The organism is Pirellulales bacterium (genome assembly GCA_019636335.1).
In the GTDB taxonomy this organism is placed as follows: Bacteria; Planctomycetota; Planctomycetia; order Pirellulales; family JAEUIK01; genus JAHBXR01.
Window position 1 is genome coordinate 18,841 of record JAHBXR010000013.1, and the last position, 18,562, is coordinate 37,402.

Genomic DNA, 18,562 nt, shown 5'->3' on the forward strand with positions numbered 1-18,562 from the left:
CCCTGCCCGAGTTCACCTCGGAGCAGGGGTTGCGTTCACGCTAGCCTGCGCACGGGGCCTCGGCACACGAAGGCTCCGCACACGACGGTTCGCAGCAAGGGACCGGGCAGCAGACCGTGACCGGAACTTGCTTGCAGACCACCTTCGGCACGCAGCGAGTCACGGTGTAAGCGACCTGCTTCGGCACACAACGCTTGACCTGAATGGTCTTCGTGTAGTGGACCGGCTTGCAGACCGTGTAGCACACGTTCTTCACGCACTTCTCGGCCACCATGTGGCAGACCTTGTACGTGCAGGTCTTCACACGCTGCTCCGGAACCATGTGGCAGACCTTGTACGTGCAGGTCTTCACACGCTGCTCCGGAACCATCCGGCAGACCTGGTACGTGCAGGTCTTGGTGCGAGTCTCGGGCACCATGTGGCAGACCTGATACGTGCAAGTCTTCACACGCTGCTCGGGAACCATCCGGCACACCTGGTACGTGCAGGTCTTCACGCGCTGCTCGGGCACCATCCGGCACACCTTGTAGGTGCAGACCTTGGTCCGAGTCTCGGGCACCATGTGGCAGACCGTGTAGGTGCAGGTCTTCACGCGCTGCTCGGGAACCATGTGGCAGACCTTATACGTGCAGGTCTTCGTGCGGGTCTCGGGCACCATGTGGCAGACCTGGTAGGTGCAGGTCTTCACGCGCTGCTCGGGAACCATGTGGCAGACCTTGTAGGTGCAGGTCTTCACACGCTGCTCGGGAACCATGTGGCAGACCTTGTACGTGCAGGTCTTCGTACGCTGCTCCGGCACCATGTGGCACACGGTGTACGTGCAGGTCTTCACGCGCTTCTCGGGCACCATGTGGCAGACCTTATACGTGCAGGTCTTCACACGCTGCTCGGGGACCATGTGGCAGACCTTGTACGTGCAGGTCTTCACGCGCTGCTCCGGCACCATGTGGCACACGGTGTACGTGCAGGTCTTCACGCGCTGTTCCGGCACCATCCGGCAGACCGTGTAGGTGCAGGTCTTCACGCGCTTCTCGGGCACCATGTGGCAGACCTTGTACGTGCAGGTCTTCACACGCTGCTCGGGAACCATCCGGCACACGGTGTACGTGCAGGTCTTCGTGCAGGTCTCGCGAACGTACTTGCAGCAGTTGATCGTACGCTCTTCGACACGCGGGCACCAAACCTTCTTGCACACCTTGACCGGCGGGCACTGAACCTGGACCTTCTTGCAGCAGCCAGGCTTGTACACGCAGCGGCAGCAGCAAGGATCCCACACCCAGCAGCCAGGCTCCTGGACGCACTTCGTCACGACCGGGCCGGGGCAGCAGGTGACCTCGGTCTTCCACTCACCGCAGCAGACCTTGATCGTCTTCGTGTAATGCACCGGCTTGCAGACCGTGTAGCAGATATCCTTGGTCTTCGTCTCGTAGACCGGCTTGCAGACCGTGTAGCAGATATCCTTGGTCTTCGTCTCGTAGACCGGCTTGCAGACCGTGTAGCAGATATCCTTGGTCTTCGTCTCGTAGACCGGTTTGCAGACCGTGTAGCAGATGTTCTTGGTCTTCGTTTCGTAGACCGGTTTGCACACGGTGTAGCAGATGTTCTTGGTCTTCGTTTCGTAGACCGGTTTGCACACGGTGTAGCAAATGTTCTTGGTCTTGGTTTCCCAGACCGGCTTGCACACCGTGTAGCAGATGTCCTTGGTCTTCGTTTCGTAGACCGGCTTGCAGACCGTGTAGCAAATGTCCTTGGTCTTCGTCTCGTAGACCGGCTTGCAGACCGTGTAACAGATGTTCTTGGTCTTGGTTTCCCAGACGGGCTTGCAGACCGTGTAGCAAATGTTCTTCGTCTTCGTCTCCCACACCGGCTTGCAGACCGTGTAGCAGATGTCCTTGGTCTTCGTCTCGTAGACCGGCTTGCAGACCGTGTAGCAAATCGTCTTGGACTTGGTTTCCCAGACCGGCTTGCAGACCGTGTAGCAAATGTTTCTCGTCTTCGTCTCCCACACCGGCTTGCAGACCGTGTAGCAGATATCCTTGGTCTTCGTTTCGTAGACCGGCTTGCAGACGGTGTAGCAAATCGTCTTGGACTTGGTTTCCCAGACCGGCTTGCAGACCGTGTAGCAGATGTTCTTGGTCTTCGTTTCGTAGACCGGCTTGCAGACCGTGTAGCAGATGTCGCGGGTCTTGGTCTCCCAGACCGGCTTGCAGACCGTGTAGCAGATGTTCTTCGTCTTCGTCTCGTAGACCGGCTTGCAGACCGTGTAGCAGACGTTCTTGGTCTTGGTTTCCCAGACCGGCTTGCACACGGTGTAGCAGATGTCGCGGGTCTTCGTTTCGTAGACCGGCTTGCAGACCGTGTAGCAAATGTTCTTGGTCTTGGTTTCCCAAACCGGCTTGCACACGGTGTAGCAAATGGTGCGGGTCTTTGTTTCGTAGACCGGCTTGCAGACCGTATAGCAGATGTCCTTGGTCTTGGTTTCCCAGACCGGCTTGCAGACCGTGTAGCAAATGTTCTTGGTCTTGGTTTCCCAGACCGGTTTGCACACGGTGTACTCGCACTGCTTGGTGCGCACTTCCGGCACGTACTTCACGCAATTGATGACTTTGTCTTCGCAGACCGTCTCGTACACGGTCTTGTAGCAGGTGTAGGCCTGCTTCTCGTAGACGACCTCTTTACAGGTCTTCATGACGGTATGGCACTGCTGTTTGCAGCAGGCGTAGCTCCCGGCGTCGCAGCTTTTCGCGCAACACCGGTATCGACTGGCGCCGCAATATCCGGCGTCCGCCGAGCTCGCCGAAAGCGCTGCCAGCAGGACAGCGATGATCGGCACTCCCAACAGATTCTTCATGTCTTGCCTCCTCCAAGGACATTACGCGTAGCAGGGGCCTGGTCTGGTGGTCGTGGTCCACCAAAGGCTTATTCGGAATGCAAAGTCAGCCCGCGTTAACCTGTTTACCCAAATTACAATCTGGGCGCATCTATTCAGGACAACGCAAAATCCTCAGTCATGCCAAAACAAGTCCTCACATCGCGGAATATCGGGTGGCCTGGGAGATTTGCTTGAACAAGAAGGAATGAAAGGCACACACAGAAAAAGCTTTCTGCGTCGAGTGCAAAGAATATTGCGCCTTTGTGCAAGAAATGCCTCGCAACGCACGCGCCGATCGCATCGGTCGCAGCGGCGCTGGCCCCGCGGTCAGGCTAGGAGAAGACCCCAGGGCCCGGGGCGGTACGAGACCTTTTCTCGGGGGCTGCCTGGTTCGTTTGACCGCGCTTCGTTCACGAACTAGGTATTCATGGTAAGTCGCATGGTCAGGGCAACTCGCGACCCCAACTCGATCACCGTTCCGCGAACCATCGCGGAACGCGCCGCCAACGTATCGGGTCCAACGCAAATCAGCGAAAGGAACGTGTCATCATGCGTGCTCGTCGTCGCACTGGCTTTACGCTGGTCGAAGTGCTCCTCGTCGTCGTGATCCTCGCCATTCTGGCTGCCACCGTGATTCCGCAATTCACCGAGTCGGGCGAGAACGCCAAGGAAAGCGCGACGATGCAGAATCTCCGCACCCTCCGCTCGCAGATCGAAATGTACAAGCTGCAGCACAATGGTGCGGTGCCGAGCAATGCGAATCTTTCGCAGCTCACCGGCAAGACCAATGCCGATGGCACGGCAAATGCCTCGGGCGCCTTCGGGCCCTACCTGATCGGCGGCGTCCCCTTCAATCCGTACAACAACTCGAACACCGTCACCACCACGACGAACAATCCTCCCTCGGCGGCGGTCGAGGGTGGAGCCGGCTGGCTCTACAACACCACGACGGGTGGCATTTGGGCCAACACCGACGAAGCCCTGACCCCCGTGGCCAAATAGTCGCGGCGAGCCCAGCTCGACTAGACAGCCCCTAGCAGTCTGATGACACAGAAGAGCCCCTGCGGCCACCGTGCCGTGGGGGCTCTTGTTTTTTGGGCTGGGGGGGCAGCGAGCAATGAGGCTGTAAGGGCCAGGCTCCACCCCACCTTGCCCAGGGGATCCCCTTCTCTTAGAGTGGAAGCCCGCCGTCGCGGCAGCCTGTCGCGATTCTATTGCCGCAGCCTCCGGACCTGCACGTCATGAGTGACTCCAAAAGTCGACGCGTCGGCTCTGCGTCTGACGGTGCGGTCCCCAAGGCGGTCGTAAGTCGTTTGAGCCTTTACCTTCGCGAGCTCCAGCACCTGGTTCGCGACGGCCACGAGACCACCAGTTCGAACCGTTTGGGGCGGGTACTGGGGTTTACCGATGCCCAGGTCCGCAAGGACCTCGCCTATTTCGGCCATTTTGGCTATCCCGGCATCGGCTATCGCTGCGAGGAGCTGATCCGGGCCATCCGCGGTATCCTGGGTACGAACCAACAATGGTCCGTGGCCCTCATAGGAGCTGGTAACCTCGGCCGCGCCCTCTTGGGATACAAGGGATTCCATCAGCAAGGCTTTTGCTTCGTGGCGGCCTTCGATGTCGATACCTCCAAGGTGGGCGGATCGATCGAAGGGGTCGAAGTCTTCCACCTCGATCGCTTGCCCGAAATGGTTCAAAAAAATAAGATCAGGCTCGCGCTGCTGGCCGTGCCTGCCCCTGCTGCTCAAGGGGTGGCCGATCGGCTCGTCGAGGCCGGCATCGAAGGGGTGCTCAATTTCGCACCTGTAACGATTTCGCTGCCGGGACACGTGCGGCAGGTCGGAGTCGACCTGGCAATCGAGCTCGAACAACTCGCTTTCGGCGTGATGAAGCGCACCGCGGATGACTGACGACGGTCGCGTCTTCCACGGAATTCGCAGCGGTGAGCTCGCGGCGATCACTACCCGGTAGTGTAACGGTAACACTAGGGATTTTGGCTCCCTCATTCTAGGTTCGAATCCTAGCCGGGTAGCTCTTCTTTCTGGAGAGCTATGATGGATTGTCGCCCAACCCGGGCGATGATCCCCTTTGGCCCCCCGCTCCAACCTGCGAGGCGACGCGTGGATGTCACGGTCCTCGGAGCGCGCCTGCGCGAACTGCTGCCCGAGTGGCGCCACGCCGATCTTGCGATCGCGCCTCTGGACGGCGGCATCACGAACGCGAACTTTCGCGTCGACGTTGCCGGCGAATCTTACGTGGTGCGCGTCGAGGCCCCCTCGTCCGCCGGCCTGGCGATCGATCGCGAACAGGAATGGCACAACACGGCGCAGGCGGCCTCGCGGGGGCTCGCGCCTCGTCCGCTCCAGCGCTTCGACCAGGATCAGCTCAGCGTGCGCGAGTTCCTCGCCGGGCGCTCCCTCTCGGCGGCCGAATTGCGCACGCCCGGTAATCCGACCCGTATCGCCACCTTGTTGCGCCGCTTGCACGGGGGACCCGCCTTTCGGGGCGAATTCGATCTCGCTCAAGCAGCCGGCCGTTGGGTCGCCACCGTGCAACGAGCCGGCTGGCCGACACCTCCCGACTACTCCGCCCGGCGCGAAGGGCTTGCCCGATTGCAAGCGGCCCTCGGACCACGCCCCGTCGCGCTGGCCCCCTGTCACAACGATCTCTTGGCCGAGAATTTCCTCGAGGTCGGCCAGGACTGGCGATTGATCGACTTCGAGTATAGCGGCAACAATGACCCCACGTTCGAGTTGGGAAACCTTTGCCGCGAACTCGACTTCAACAACGCCGCCATCGACGAGCTGTGCCAGGCTTATTTCGACGCCCCTACGGAACGCGAGGCCGCCCGGGTACGGCTGAACATGCTCCTCTCCGATGTCGGCTGGTCGCTCTGGGCCGTCGTGCAAGAACATGCCTCGGCCGTCGAGTTCAACTATGCCGAATATGGCCTGCGTCGCTGGCAACGCGCGGCTGAAGTGCTCGATTCCACGGCCTTTTCCTCGCTCGAACGAGCGGCGCGATCGCTAGCACGCGCGAAACCGCCCTTCTGACCGTGGGCTTCATCTGCTCCAATGCCAGGCACGGGACACGGTGCCCCGATAGCGATCTCGCGCGAGTAAGGATGCACGCGTGGAAGACAACCATCTCGATCGCCTGCTTGCCGGGATCAGCGCCTATCAAGATATCGTGCTCGCCGGCCAGGTAGTGCGCCGAGGCGAGCGCGACCCAGCCCATCGCTGGGCGCTCATCGAACCTCACCTTCCGACGCGAGGCATCGTGCTCGATGTCGGCTCGAACTTCGGTTGGTTCGGCTGGCGCGCCGCGTCAACGCATCCCGGCCTGCTCGTCGTCAGTGCCGAGTCGGACGAGCGTTCTGCCCGCGTGCAGCGGCTGATGCTCGAAGCGAACGACGCGCATCGCGTGCTGCTCGTCACGCGCCGTGCGGACGCGGGGCTGGTCGCGCGCTGCACGGCGAACGAGTCCCCTTTCGCGGCGGTCTTCTGCCTGAGCGTCCTGCACTGGATGCCCGACCACCGCCCCTTTCTCGAATCGCTGGCGACCCGGGCCAAGCGCATCTTTCTCGAATATCCCGACCCGCGCGAGCAACAGGTGGGTTCGCAGCGCATCCGCGACGAGATCGGCGACTTCGAGTCGTATCTGCAAGCCATCTTTCCGCAACACCAACGCCGCTGCCTGGGCTCCGCGCCAGGCCTCGCGTCGAGCGACCACCCGCGATCGATCTGGCTGGTCGAAGCGGAATGCTCGCCGCGCGAGGCCGACTCCCCGGCGCGGCTCGACGCCGAGGCGGTCTTGAGATCGGGCCTGGCCTGGCCGAATCGCCAGTGGTGGCAAGCGAATGTTCTGCGGTGCCAGGAACTGTCGCGATCCCAGGCCGCCAGGCACGACGCCACGAAGGGCGAAAACGCCGGCGCCGTATGGATCACTCCCGAGGGGCTCGCTCTCGAGACGGGGCATGCATCGCGCGCCGCCCTGGCGCGCGTGGCCCGGTACGTCACGCGTCTGCCCGAATCGGAACTCTTCACCAGAGGCGAGCGCTGGCGGCGGCAGTCGCGTCGCGTGGGCCGCGCGATGCTCGGCCCCTTGCGAACGATGGGACGCCGGCTCAGCTTTTCGAGGTGAGTCGAATCACGCCGTCCCAGTTTCGCGGCGGCGTGCGATCGTGCTGCGCGATGTAGACCGTCAAAAAGTCCTTGGGGCGGTCGCTCGCCGGCAGGCGATGCAGCAGTTCGTACGCCTCGCCCCAGCGTCCAGCCAGGAAGGCCTCGAGCGCCGCTTCATAAGTCCGCAAGTGTTCGTCGGTCAGCAGCGGATAGTCCTTTTCCGGCGGCAGCAACTCGCTCACTTCGACGGCCGTATCCATGCCGTACGGCTGCAGCACGGCCAACCGCCGTATGCGCGCGATCTCGGCGGGCACGCTCGCGCGAATCTGTTCGGCCGTCGTCTCGTCAATCAGAATCGGAGCGCGTAGGATCTTCGTCATGCCTTCGAGACGCGAGGCCAGATTCACCACCGGGCCGAAGACGGTCACCTTCACCTGATCGACCGTGCCGATCTTGCCCGCCACCGCCCGGCCGCAGGCAATGCCGATCCCCATGCGGAAATCGGCCAGCGCATCGCCGCTCCGCGTGGCCGCTTCCTCGAAGGCGGTGCGAATCGCCGTCGCCGCCCGGCACACGCGGTGGATACGGTCGTGCTGCGGCAGGGGCCAGCCCCAAAAACCCATGGCCGCGTCCCCCTGGAAATCTCCCACCACGCCCCCCGACTCGAGGATGTGATGCGTCATGACCCCGAGCGCGACGCTGACACGATTCAACAGCCCGAGCAGGTCGTCGGCGCTCCGTTCGGCCTCGAGCGAAAAACCTCGCAAGTCGCAGAACAGCACCGAGACCTGCGTCTCGCGCGGCTTGAGCACCTCCTCGGGATCGGCGGTCCCCATCGCCTCCATCACCGCGGGAGCAAAGAATTGCCCCAGGCTGGCCTGCTTGCGCTGCAGCGTGTGAAGCTGCCGCAGCGAGCTGAGGATCGACGCGACTAACTCGGTGAACTTCAGGTCGTCGCGCATGTCGGTGGGGCTGGACGAACTCGAGGGTCCTCCGCGCCGATGCGCCAGCCGCCCCGCCACATACACCGCCCAGCCACCTTTGCTGGTATCCCCCACCGGCGTGCAGAAGGCCCAGTCGTATCCTTCGGCCAGCGTGGCGCCGGGAATTTCGTTCTCGGCGCCCGCCTCCCAACGATGCAACACGCTCTGCTCGCGCTTGACGGCATCGAGGATCAACCGCGCGCTGGGCTGAAAATCGAGCCCGGCCGACTCGGTCGTCAGCCGGCGATCCCAGTGCAACACCTGCACCTTGGCCTCCTCCGGCGAGACCGAGTTGACCGACACCACCGCCACCGCATCGGCGCGGCGAATCCCGGCCATCAGCATGTTCACCAGCCGCACGCAAAGTTCCATGTCGGTCGAGGCGCCGACGATCACCTCGGGCAAGCGGCTCAAAACCTCGATCCGCTGGTCCGCATTGCGAAACGGCAACTGCTGCAGGTACTGCGCCGTAAACGACTGCTCTTCGCGCGGCAATGGCATGTCGAGCGACATGCTCACCTGGTCGACCGACAGCGTGAACGTAGTCGTGCCGATGACGAAGTTGTCTCCCGGCTTGAGCGCGACTTCCGACACCTCGTTTCCCCGCACGAAGACGGGATTCATCGCCGTCGGGATCTTGCGCACTTCGAGACGGCCTTCGTGCCAACGCAGCTCGGCATGGCGGCGCGAGATGCGATCGTCCCACGGCACGGCCCAGGTACCAGGATTGCGACCGATGACGATCGTTTGATCGATGGGCAACACCCGGCGCCAGCGCTGCTGGGGCAACATTCCTTCCGCAATCAGATCGGCCACGCCTTACGACTCCGTCGCATCGGGTGAAGTGGACTGCAAGCTCGAGGCCATCGACGCCGAACTGCCCGCGCTCTCTTGCGACGACAATCCCACGCGCCGCTTGAAGCGCGCCAGCCAGCGCGAGCGGGGCGATTCGTTCATCACGATAATCACCGCGCCCCACAAGGCGGTGACCACTCCCAACACGACCGCCAGCCCCGTCAAACCGCTCCGGGCCAGCCCCTGCCCCAGCTCGCGCACCGGCTCGAGTGCCGTATTGCGGCGTTGCTGGATGATCACGGCCCAGGCCGTATCGGCGATCTTGTCGGGGCGACCTTCAACGACCACCGGTTCGATCGCGGCCAGCCAATCGTCGTTCGACTGCGACTGCACGGGATCAGTGTATTCGTCGATCTTCGTCAAGCGGTGGACACTGGCCGACAAGGTTGCCAGTTGCTCGCCCAGATCGGCCGGCGACGGAGTCTCGCGACGCAATTCGCGTATCTGCTGCTGGAGCTTGCGGATCTCGGCCAGTCGATCGAGGTGCTGCGGTTCGAGATAGTAACCCTGCGCGGCGGCCTCGTTCCAGAAGGCTCCGGTAGCCTGTCTCTGATCGATGGCGGCCGGTTCGGGGGTGACATCGGACGACAGGGCCGCCCCCAGCCCTGGATGTTCCAGAATCGGTCCACGCAGATGATCGGAGTCCTCGTTCGCGTCGACCAATACGGCAAGCTGGTCTTTGCTCGTCCCGTGTTCTGGACGTAATTCGGCAAAATGACCCAACTCGACGGTCATCGCCAGCACGCCGATCACGTGCCGATCTCCCTCGTCGGGCGAACCGCTCCAGATCGGCGCCGAAAACGCCACCATGCGGTTGTTCGTCGCGCGGCTGCGGAACACGATCGACCGGTGAACGTCCCGAATCGGTGCAATGTCCGTCGTGCCGGGCTTCATCTCATATCCGCGACCGTGGAAGTAGTCGCGGAACGAATAGTCCCCGTCGATCGTTTCGGTCGAGAAGGGATAACGCGCAAGCTGTTTGCCCGTAGCGTCCTGCACGAAGTAGCTGGTCGCTTTGATCGCGGGAAAGCGCTCGGGCAACTTCGACAACTCGGATTGCAGGATTTCGCGCTCCGGGGTGCCCTGCTCCTTGTCCCGTGCGTCGATCAGCGCGTCACGAAAGCGCTCCGTGCTGGCGAACTGCTCCATCGCCTTCCAGCGTTCGTCGATCTGCGCCGCGACCCCCTTGGCCACGAACTGCGCCAGGAAGGCCTCGCTCTCGAGCGCCAACCGCGTAATCTCACGCTCCGAACGGCCAATCGCGCGGCGATGCGTATCCCACGCCAGCACGCTCAGCAGCACGAGCAGCACGGCCGGACCCAACGCGCCCAGGATCAACAGCGGACGTCGGGCACGCTTGATCGAGCGCACGTGCAGCGCGTCGACCACCGCTTGCACGTTCGGGTAGCGGCGCGCCGGGTTGATCGACAGGCAACGGTCGATGATATCGGCCAGGGCGCGATCGACCCCCGGCGCCTTGCGATGCCGGGCCGGTCGCGGCGAGGTGCGCAACAGCTCGCGGTAAGCGATGAGGCGCTGTTCGAGGCCCGGCACCTGCTCGATGCGCTCGGCCCCCGGGGCATCGCGAAAGGGGGGTGCGCCGACGAGCATCGTGTAAAGCAGCGCCCCCAGCGCGTAGACGTCCCAACGCGCGTCGGGCGCCGCTTCGAGATCGGCCTGCTCGGGCGCCATGAAGAACAAGGTGCCCAGCGCCGGCGACTGCTCGTGCGACATCCGCGATTGGCCGAAGTCGGCCAGGCGCGGCTTGCCGTCGTCGTCGAGCAGGATGTTCGCCGGCTTGAGATCGCAGTGCAGCACCCCCTTGCCGTGCGCGTGGACAAGTCCCGTCGCCACGTCGCGGAACAAGGCCACGGCCTCCGTCGCCGGCAGCGTCCCCTCGCGCAGACGCTCCTCGAGCGAGCCCCGCTCGAGATACTCCATGACGTAGTAGGGAGGTTCGGCCGACCAGCCAACCTCGAGCAACTGCACGACGTGACGATCGCCGAACAAGAACGACAGCTTCTCGACCTCGCGCGCCAGCAGCGACCAGTCGAGTCCGCCGCGGTGCGAGTAGAACTTGATCGCCACGCGCCGCCCCGTGTTCTTGTCGGCGGCTACCCAGACCTCGCCGAACGCACCGGAGCCGAGAAAGCGGATCGGCTCGAAGCCGGGCACCTTCGTCGGAGGATGGACGGGCTGCAGACTGCGCCGCCGGGCGCGATCTTGCTCGTCTCCCCCTTGTTGAAGCGTCCGCGTGCCGTCCATCGATGCGAATCCCTGAATTTCTTGAGCGCTCGTCCCAAGTTTACTACGGATGCCAGCGCGTCGCGAAGCGTAAAGCCCCTTGCTCGTGGAGTGGAACAGCATTGCCGGCAGATGAGGGCGCGGCGGCCGAGCTTGCCCTGACAAAAGGCAAATTGATTCGCCCGCGATCAGATCGGCTGCGACATCGCCAAATCGTGGTAGGCGGCGATCCCTAACGTCCGCAGGCGTTCGATGAATCGGCCGGCATCGAGGCATCCTTCCGGCGCGAAAACGCCCCGCTGGGCGATGACTTCGCCCCGACCGAGCATCAGCGCCCCCACCGCCAGCGAAAGACCCGTCGCCTCGCGCATCGTGCCCGTGCCGCAGAGCGTGCGATGGACTTCGACGTTGTCTTGCAGCCCCCACACGTCGATCCGCAGCGCGCCCGGGTCGGGCGCTTTGCCGGCGAAGAGTCGCTCGACGAAGGTGGCCAGCTTGACCGTCCCCTCGACGACCCCCGGTCGCGCGAACCATCCCCGTCGCGCCGGCCACACAAACAGCATCGCCGCGCGGCCATACCCCATGAAGAAGTTCACCTCTTCGATGCCGGGAAAGTACCGCGGCACGGTCGCCGGCTCGCTGTGCCCCATGTTCCACACCTTGATCCGCCCGAACTTCGGAAACTCGACCAGGTGTTCTTCGGAGCAGGCCCGAATCGTCTGCCAGCGAGACTCGCGCCAGACCCGCGTCTCCCCCGTCATGATGAACAACATGTGCCGCAAGACCGCCTCGCCGCCGCCGGCCGTCAGGGGCTGATAGCAGTAGACGTCCGCTCGGCGCACACGCTCCATGCCCGCCGATAGATACCGAATCGCCACGTTCGACATGCCCGGGCTGGTACCCAGCCCCGTCAGCACGATCCGCCCCATATCTCGGGCGGGTCCGTCGTAGCGGGTAAAGATCTCCTCGGCCGCCTGCCATTCGTCGCAGATGCTGCAGTAATTCACGCCGGCGTCCAGGGCGGCGGCCACCAGCCGGGCCTCGAACAGGTAAAAGGGCCCCAGGGCCGACGCCGCCACGTCGTAACCATGCATCGCCCCCACGAGATCGTCGTGCGAGCGGGCATCCACGGCCCGGACGTCTACCTTGGCCCGCCTGCCGGCCAGTCGGGCCGCTAGCATTTCGGCCACGGGCACGTTGCGATCGGCGATCGTCACGCGCGTAACGCCTTCGGCGGTGGAGAGTTCCTCCACGGCCCGGCTCCCCATGTCCCCCGCGCCCCCTAGCACGATGATCTGCATCGTAGCTCCTGTCTCCGGTCCGGACTTCGCGCCGTCGGTCCGTTTCGCTATCAATGGCGCCCAGATTCCTGGATCAAGGAGGATCCGTACCATGTCGCAGGCGGCGTTTCAACCGCGCATCCACTCGCGCAGCTATATCGTGATTCCGGCCCGGCTCGCCTCGACGCGATTGCCCCGGAAGCTGTTGCTCCGCGAGACCGGCAAAACCTTGATCCACCACACCTACGAGGCCGCCCGCCGCGCCCGCCGCCCCCTGGGCATCTGCATCGCCACCGACCACGAAGAGATCCTCGACGAGGTCCGCAGCTTTGGCGGCGACGCCCAAATGACCAGCGAATCGTGCGCCAGCGGCTCCGATCGTGTGGCCGAAGTCGCCCGCCGCCTGACCGACGCCGATATCATCGTCAACGTGCAGGGAGACGAACCCGACCTATCGGGCGACGCGATCGACCTGGTCGTGCAACTGCTCGAAGAGAATCCGGGCGTCCCCATGTCGACGCTCGCCACGCCAATCCGGCGCCGCGAGCAGTTCGAAGACCCGGCCTGCGTCAAGGTGGTGTTCGACACCCAAGGCCGGGCGATGTACTTCAGCCGGCACGCCATTCCACGCCCCCACCAGTGGGACGATTCGCTCCTGGCGGTCGATCCCCCCCTCTTCCACCAGCATGTGGGCATGTACGCCTATCGCCGAGATTTCTTGCTGCGGATCGCCGAGATGCCCCGTTCGCCGCTGGAAAAACTGGAAAACCTGGAACAGCTTCGCGTGCTCGACGCGGGCTATCCCATCCTCGTCGGCGTCGTCGATGAGCCGACCTTCGGCATCGATACTCCGGCCGATTACCGGGCGTTTGTCGAACGGACCCTCGGCCGCTAAGATGGCCGTGTGGGTCCACACGGCACAAACGCAGGTGACGGCGAGCGTGCTTTACTTCGTTGCGTGCAGCCCATGAACCCAGGGCGCCCAACGAAAGCCCGGAATGCGTAGATGCACTGCTGTTCCAAGTGGCTCATCGGCCGCGCGGACAGCAAAACCCGCTTTGGGCGGCGTTTTCACCTCTACGTACGCGTCTCGGCATGCGCGCGTGTGGCCCTGCTCTCCTCCCCCCAGCGCACGCTCCGTCACGATGGCGCGGCACGCGCACTCGCCTCCAGGATGGTTAACTGCATGACCAAGCACATCTTCGTCACGGGGGGGGTCGTCAGCTCCCTCGGCAAGGGACTCACCAGCGCCTCGATCGGCATGCTGCTCGAGGAACGCGGACTCTCCGTGCGGATGCAAAAGCTCGATCCGTACATCAACGTCGACCCCGGCACGATGAGCCCCTACCAGCATGGCGAAGTCTACGTGCTCGACGACGGCAGCGAGACCGATCTCGACCTGGGGCACTACGAACGCTTCACCCACGGGCCCCTCACCCGCGATTCGAACTACACGACCGGCCAGATCTACCAGTCGGTGATCGACAAGGAACGCCGGGGCGAGTTTCTCGGCAAGACCGTCCAGGTCATCCCGCACATCACCAATGAGATCAAGAGCGTCATCAAGAAGCTGGCCACCAGCGACGTCGACGTTGTCATCACCGAGATCGGCGGCACGGTCGGCGACATCGAAAGCCAGCCCTTCCTCGAGGCGATTCGCCAGTTTTCGCTCGACGCCGGCAAGGAAAACTGCCTCTATATCCACCTTACGCTCGTCCCCTATCTCAAGGCCGCCGACGAGCTGAAGACGAAGCCCACGCAGCACTCCGTCGGCCAGTTGCGCGAGATCGGTATCCAGCCCGATATTCTCATCTGCCGTACGGAACGGGGCATGTCGCGCGACGACCGCGAAAAGATCGCCCTCTTCTGCAACGTGCCGATCGAGGCCGTGATCGAGGAACGAGACAAGGATTTCTCGATCTACGAAGTGCCGATGAGCCTGGTCGAAAACCGGCTCGACAGCCTCATCGTGCGCAAGCTGGGCCTCCAATGCCACGAGGCCGATCTCGACGACTGGCGCAATCTGCTCCACCGCCTGCGCAATCCCGAGCACGAAATCAGCATCGCCGTCGTCGGCAAGTACGCCGAGCACAAGGACGCCTACAAGTCGATCTACGAGGCCCTCGACCATGCCGGCATCGCCAATCTGGCCCAGATCCGCATCCAACGGATCCAAAGCGAGCACATCGAGCACGAAAGCCCACAACGCCTGCTGGCGGGCATCGACGGCATTCTCGTGCCGGGGGGCTTCGGCGAGCGCGGCATCGAGGGCAAGGTGCAGGCCATCCGCTTCGCGCGCGAACGGGGCATTCCCTTCCTGGGCATTTGTCTCGGGATGCAGTGCGCCGTGATCGAGTTTGCCCGCGATGTGGTCGGTCTGACGGATGCCCATTCGACCGAGTTCAACAAAGACACGCCCCACCCGGTGATCTGCCTCTTGGACGAGCAGAAATCGATCACGTACAAGGGGGGCACGATGCGGCTCGGTTCACATCCCGCCAAGCTCGATCCAACCAGCCGCGCCGCCGCCTGCTATGGCCGCGAGCTGGTGCAAGAGCGGCATCGTCACCGCTACGAGTTCAACAACGTCTACCGGCAGCAATTCCAGGCGCACGGCATGAACGCCGCCGGCACGAGCCCCGACGGCTCGCTGGTCGAGGTGGTCGAGATTCCCAGCCATCCCTGGTTCGTGGCCGTACAGTATCATCCCGAGTTCAAGTCGAAGCCGACGGCGCCGCAGCCGCTGTTCAACGGCTTCGTCGCCGCCGCCGTCGAGCGGCACTCGTTGCGTGGCGAACGTGCCAAGGAACTCGAAGCGTCCTAGTCCCCCCATTCCCCGTGCGCTGAACCCCCAGATTGCCATGACCGACGAACCGCAAGATCCTCAGCCCAAGATCATCGTCGACGAAGACTGGAAGTCGCAGGTCGAGGCGGAGAAGGCGAAGCTCTCTCAGGAGAAATCTGCCCCCGCCGAGTCTCCGCGTCCGACCGAGGCCGCGTCTGCCGCCTCGCCGGAGACCCCCGTCCAGTTTCCCGAGGCCTCCCTCACCGGGCTCATCAGCATGCTGGCGACCCAGGTCATGATCGCCTTGGGCTACGTGCCGCATCCAGCCACAGGAAAGCCCGAACGCAGCCTGCCCGAGGCCAAGTACATGATCGATCTGATCACGATGCTCGAGGAGAAGACGCAGGGCAATCGCACGCCGCAGGAGATCTCGGTCCTCAGCAGCGTGCTGCACGAATTGCGCATGGCCTACGTCGAGGCTCAGTCGAAGCCAAACGACGCTCCGTCGGGCGAAGCGAAGTAATCACCACAACCCGAAGCGTCAGCGAGGCGAGCAAGAGATTCAGCGCAAAGCGATGGTGATTTACCAGTGGGCCACGGGTAGCAGCGATCATCTTGCGGAGCGAGTTCTCTTCTCGCCACGAGGCGCATGTCGCAAGATGGTCGGTGTTGCGTGGCAACTAGCGGATGAAAAACGGCGTGGTTGATTGCTCGCTGGAAAATACGCGAGCAATCCTCTTTCAGCCTTCTTCCTTCTTCGGCTCAACTTTTCTCTCGACGAGAACCAGGTCGCCGAAAGGGCCACGCCCGGCCGGAGGACGTTTGGTGGCGTCCGTGCCTCAGCTTACCGTTCCCTGGTGTTGGCTTCCCGGCCGGGTGACACGGACAGGGAATACGCGGGGACTGGCCTCCAGGCCGGGCGTGGCTAGCTCGAAGATGTCTTACGTTGTTCGGCGAATGGTGAACTCCTAACGCGCGCGGCGGTCTAACCGGAGAGGCGATCGAACAACCGCCGGAACTTGGGCATGCGGCCCGCCGTGTAGTCGAACCAGGCTTTGGGATGCCACAGATCGAGGGCGATCGCCGCGCCGACGATCACCACTTCCCCCCCCGCCTCGACGCGGAGAAAATCGCGAAAACCCTCGGGGATCAACAGGCGTCCCCGACCGGTCATCTCTACCTCGGCGTGCCGGGTTGATAGCAAGCGGCCAAGCATTTGCACCTGTCCCAGGCGCCCCGCCAATTTGCCGGCCGCAATCTTCCGCCGCACGAGGTCCATCCCCTCGTCGAGCGCGGCTTTGCACGCTCGGGCATTCCACAGGCTCAAGCATCCGGGGCGTTCCTTGGCCAGGATGAAGGGAACGTCGCTCGCTCCCATCGCTTCGATCATTTCGGCGGGAATCGAAAGGCGAAAACGCTCGTCGAGCGAGCGCCGGTATTCGCCCAGGATCAACTCAGGGGTGTCGGACATCGAGGGACGGTCGCGTGGCACGGGTTAGGGGGCGTCCGTGTGCCTGACCTTGCTCGAATAGGTGTGATCTTCCTTGATGGGCCTGTTTCCCACAATCACCAGATTGAAATCGAGTGCTTTGGGCTCAAAACCCATAGGTGCGGATATTAGCGATTTCGTGAGCCTTTGCAACCACCCGCCTCAAAAAAATCGCCCGCCGACCATCGCCAGGACCTCGCGTACCGTGCGCCACTCAAGGGACTAATTTGTCTACTTGATCGGTAGATAATTCGCGCCTCTTCCGGCAAAACCCGGTCTTCGAGCCCACGAACTCGGACGCCTGGCCCACGTCCCGCCCGGTCGCGAGCAGGCGCGGGACCGCGGCCAAACTTTTTTGCCGCGGCGAATGCCCCCCTTCTCTCGGCCCGCCCCCCGCGCCTCCCCCAGGCGGGGGCGTCTTTGGCGGTGGACTGACCTTGCTGCGATCCGCCGAGGCTCCCTATAATTCCGGGCGAAATGAGTCGACGGCACGCGTCGCGGGACGCGTTTTGGTGAAGTCACCTATCCGCACAACCGATCTTTTCAGCAGATTCCTCGTTCGACCGCTTCCCGGAATGTTTTCTGGCCGGGATTCAGGAATCTCCCAATTCCCAACAACCCCCAGTTTGCCGTAGCAGGCGATCTATGATCCGTTCGCGCGCCATGCAGAACGCCCCTGCCGACCCCGTGGTGATTACCGGGATCGGCATGATTACCTCGGTCGGAGGAGATCGAGAGAGCGTCTGGCGGGCCGTACGGCGCGGCAAAAGCGGCATCCGCTCGCTGACGGGCATTCCCTACATCCCCGACGGCCTGCTCATCGGCGCCCCCGTCGACCTCGCGCCCGATCGTCCCCGGCGGATGAAGGTCATCGCCCTCAGCCGCATCTCGGCGGCCGAGGCCTTGCACGATTCAGGGCTCGACCTGTCGGCCATCGATCGCAGCCGTGTCGGCTGTGCCATCAGCGGCCACATGGGCGATACCGGCGAGATCGAATCGAGGTTCGATGCCGCGCACGACCAGCACCACCTTCCCCGCGCCATTCCCTGGTGGGAGCAGTTCTTCCCCTGCACGGCGTGCGACGTGGTGGCCAATGAACATGGTCTCTTGGGCCCGCGCATCTGCCACTCCACGGCCTGTGCCAGCGGATTGATCGATATCCTTTCCGCCGTGCGCTCGATCGAAGATGGGCAATGCGACGTGGCCCTCGCCGGCAGTGCCGAGGCGATCCACCCCCTCTTTGCGGCGGGCTTTCTGCGAATGAACGTGCTCGCCCACCACGACGATCCCGCACAGGCCTGCCGCCCCTTCGATCGCGAGCGACGCGGCTTCGTGATGGGGGAAGGGGCCGCAATGTTCGTCTTGGAACGCCTGAGCCACGCCGTGGCGCGGCGGACCCGCATCTACGCCACCTTTGCCGCCGGCACGATGGCCGGCGAGGCCCATCACGTCACGGGCCTCGACGAGGAATCGCACGTCCTGGCGCACGCCATTCAAACCACCTTGCGCAAGGCGCAGCTCGACGGACACGACATCGGCTATATCAACGTGCATGGCACGGGCACGCTGCAGAACGACGTCGCCGAGACGCGAGGCATCCGCCGTGCCCTGGGACGCGCCGCCGATCAGACCTGCGTCAGCGCGACCAAATCGATGCTGGGGCACCTGGTCAACGCCGCCGGCAGCGTCGAATTGGCCATCACCACCCTGGCTCTCCGCGATGGATTCGCCCCTCCCACGATGAACCTGATCAATCAGGATCCGGAGTGCGATCTCGACTGCATTCCTCTCGTCGGACGGCGTGGGCAGTATCAGCACGCCCTGAAACTCTCGGTGGCCTTCGGCGGACATATCGTCGCCGTGGCCCTCAATCGCTGGAACGCGGCCGACTCGGCCGCCAAGTTCCGTCCGGCCGCGGCTGCCTAGC

The 18,562-nt window shown here is 63.5% G+C and carries 13 protein-coding genes and 1 tRNA gene; 9 read left to right on the plus strand and 5 right to left on the minus strand.

The annotated features are described in order from the left end of the window. Window positions 1-40: 40 nt before the first annotated feature. Window positions 41-2,851 (minus strand): hypothetical protein, encoded by a 2,811-nt coding sequence (locus KF708_13925; protein MBX3413785.1) that lies wholly within the window; start codon window positions 2,849-2,851, stop codon window positions 41-43. Window positions 2,852-3,421: 570 nt separating this feature from the next. Here KF708_13925 and KF708_13930 point away from each other — a divergent pair. The 5 genes from KF708_13930 (at window position 3,422) to KF708_13950 (ending at window position 7,018) form a co-directional block, all read left to right on the plus strand. Continuing rightward, the gene (locus KF708_13930) at window positions 3,422-3,874 is read left to right on the plus strand and encodes a prepilin-type N-terminal cleavage/methylation domain-containing protein (GenBank protein ID MBX3413786.1); all 453 of its coding nucleotides are present in this window, start codon (window positions 3,422-3,424) and stop codon (window positions 3,872-3,874) included. Between the two features lie 239 nt (window positions 3,875-4,113). Further along, entirely contained in the window at window positions 4,114-4,785 is a 672-nt protein-coding gene (locus KF708_13935) for a redox-sensing transcriptional repressor Rex (protein ID MBX3413787.1), read from the plus strand. A gap of 51 nt (window positions 4,786-4,836) precedes the next feature. Beyond that, a tRNA-Gln gene (locus tag KF708_13940) sits at window positions 4,837-4,907 on the plus strand. Window positions 4,908-4,995: 88 nt separating this feature from the next. Beyond that, window positions 4,996-5,928, plus strand: a complete 933-nt coding sequence (locus KF708_13945) for a phosphotransferase family protein (GenBank protein MBX3413788.1) — start codon at window positions 4,996-4,998, stop codon at window positions 5,926-5,928. A gap of 79 nt (window positions 5,929-6,007) precedes the next feature. Continuing rightward, window positions 6,008-7,018 (plus strand): hypothetical protein, encoded by a 1,011-nt coding sequence (locus tag KF708_13950; protein ID MBX3413789.1) that lies wholly within the window; start codon window positions 6,008-6,010, stop codon window positions 7,016-7,018. Here KF708_13950 and KF708_13955 read toward each other — a convergent pair. The 3 genes from KF708_13955 to KF708_13965 all read right to left on the minus strand — a co-directional run bounded on the left by KF708_13955 (window position 7,002) and on the right by KF708_13965 (window position 12,382). Then, window positions 7,002-8,798, minus strand: coding sequence for an adenylate/guanylate cyclase domain-containing protein (locus tag KF708_13955; GenBank protein ID MBX3413790.1), 1,797 nt, complete (start codon window positions 8,796-8,798; stop codon window positions 7,002-7,004). The genes KF708_13950 and KF708_13955 overlap by 17 nt on opposite strands. Window positions 8,799-8,801: 3 nt before the next feature. Next, on the minus strand, window positions 8,802-11,102 hold the full coding sequence (locus KF708_13960; protein ID MBX3413791.1) for a protein kinase: 2,301 nt from the start codon (window positions 11,100-11,102) through the stop codon (window positions 8,802-8,804). 167 nt (window positions 11,103-11,269) lie between these two features. After that, the gene (locus tag KF708_13965) at window positions 11,270-12,382 is read right to left on the minus strand and encodes a saccharopine dehydrogenase NADP-binding domain-containing protein (GenBank protein ID MBX3413792.1); all 1,113 of its coding nucleotides are present in this window, start codon (window positions 12,380-12,382) and stop codon (window positions 11,270-11,272) included. A 91-nt stretch (window positions 12,383-12,473) separates the two neighbouring features. On the opposite strand from KF708_13965, the gene kdsB reads away from it, so the two are divergent. From kdsB to KF708_13980, 3 genes are all read left to right on the plus strand, one after another. Next, a complete protein-coding gene (gene kdsB / locus KF708_13970) occupies window positions 12,474-13,256 on the plus strand; it encodes a 3-deoxy-manno-octulosonate cytidylyltransferase (GenBank protein ID MBX3413793.1) in 783 nt (260 codons plus the stop codon). A gap of 291 nt (window positions 13,257-13,547) precedes the next feature. After that, window positions 13,548-15,185, plus strand: a complete 1,638-nt coding sequence (locus KF708_13975; protein MBX3413794.1) for a CTP synthase — start codon at window positions 13,548-13,550, stop codon at window positions 15,183-15,185. A gap of 37 nt (window positions 15,186-15,222) precedes the next feature. Continuing rightward, window positions 15,223-15,669 carry a DUF1844 domain-containing protein gene (locus KF708_13980; GenBank protein MBX3413795.1) on the plus strand — a complete coding sequence of 149 codons (447 nt, stop codon included), beginning with the start codon at window positions 15,223-15,225 and terminating at the stop codon, window positions 15,667-15,669. 462 nt (window positions 15,670-16,131) lie between these two features. Here the strand turns inward: KF708_13980 and KF708_13985 are convergent, their stop codons facing one another. Then, window positions 16,132-16,617, minus strand: a complete 486-nt coding sequence (locus KF708_13985) for a division/cell wall cluster transcriptional repressor MraZ (GenBank protein MBX3413796.1) — start codon at window positions 16,615-16,617, stop codon at window positions 16,132-16,134. Between the two features lie 663 nt (window positions 16,618-17,280). Between KF708_13985 and KF708_13990 the strand changes: the two genes are divergently transcribed. Next, window positions 17,281-18,561 (plus strand): beta-ketoacyl-[acyl-carrier-protein] synthase family protein, encoded by a 1,281-nt coding sequence (locus tag KF708_13990; GenBank protein ID MBX3413797.1) that lies wholly within the window; start codon window positions 17,281-17,283, stop codon window positions 18,559-18,561. Window position 18,562 lies beyond the last annotated feature (1 nt).

Coding starts and splice junctions, on each gene's coding strand:
- KF708_13925 (MBX3413785.1), bottom strand. CDS start 2,851: ATGAAGAATCTGTTGGGAGTGCCGATCATCGCTGTCCTGCTGGCAGCG.
- KF708_13930 (MBX3413786.1), top strand. CDS start 3,422: ATGCGTGCTCGTCGTCGCACTGGCTTTACGCTGGTCGAAGTGCTCCTC.
- KF708_13935 (MBX3413787.1), top strand. CDS start 4,114: ATGAGTGACTCCAAAAGTCGACGCGTCGGCTCTGCGTCTGACGGTGCG.
- KF708_13960 (MBX3413791.1), bottom strand. CDS start 11,102: ATGGACGGCACGCGGACGCTTCAACAAGGGGGAGACGAGCAAGATCGC.
- KF708_13965 (MBX3413792.1), bottom strand. CDS start 12,382: ATGCAGATCATCGTGCTAGGGGGCGCGGGGGACATGGGGAGCCGGGCC.
- kdsB (MBX3413793.1), top strand. CDS start 12,474: ATGTCGCAGGCGGCGTTTCAACCGCGCATCCACTCGCGCAGCTATATC.
- KF708_13975 (MBX3413794.1), top strand. CDS start 13,548: ATGACCAAGCACATCTTCGTCACGGGGGGGGTCGTCAGCTCCCTCGGC.
- KF708_13980 (MBX3413795.1), top strand. CDS start 15,223: ATGACCGACGAACCGCAAGATCCTCAGCCCAAGATCATCGTCGACGAA.
- KF708_13985 (MBX3413796.1), bottom strand. CDS start 16,617: ATGTCCGACACCCCTGAGTTGATCCTGGGCGAATACCGGCGCTCGCTC.
- KF708_13990 (MBX3413797.1), top strand. CDS start 17,281: ATGATCCGTTCGCGCGCCATGCAGAACGCCCCTGCCGACCCCGTGGTG.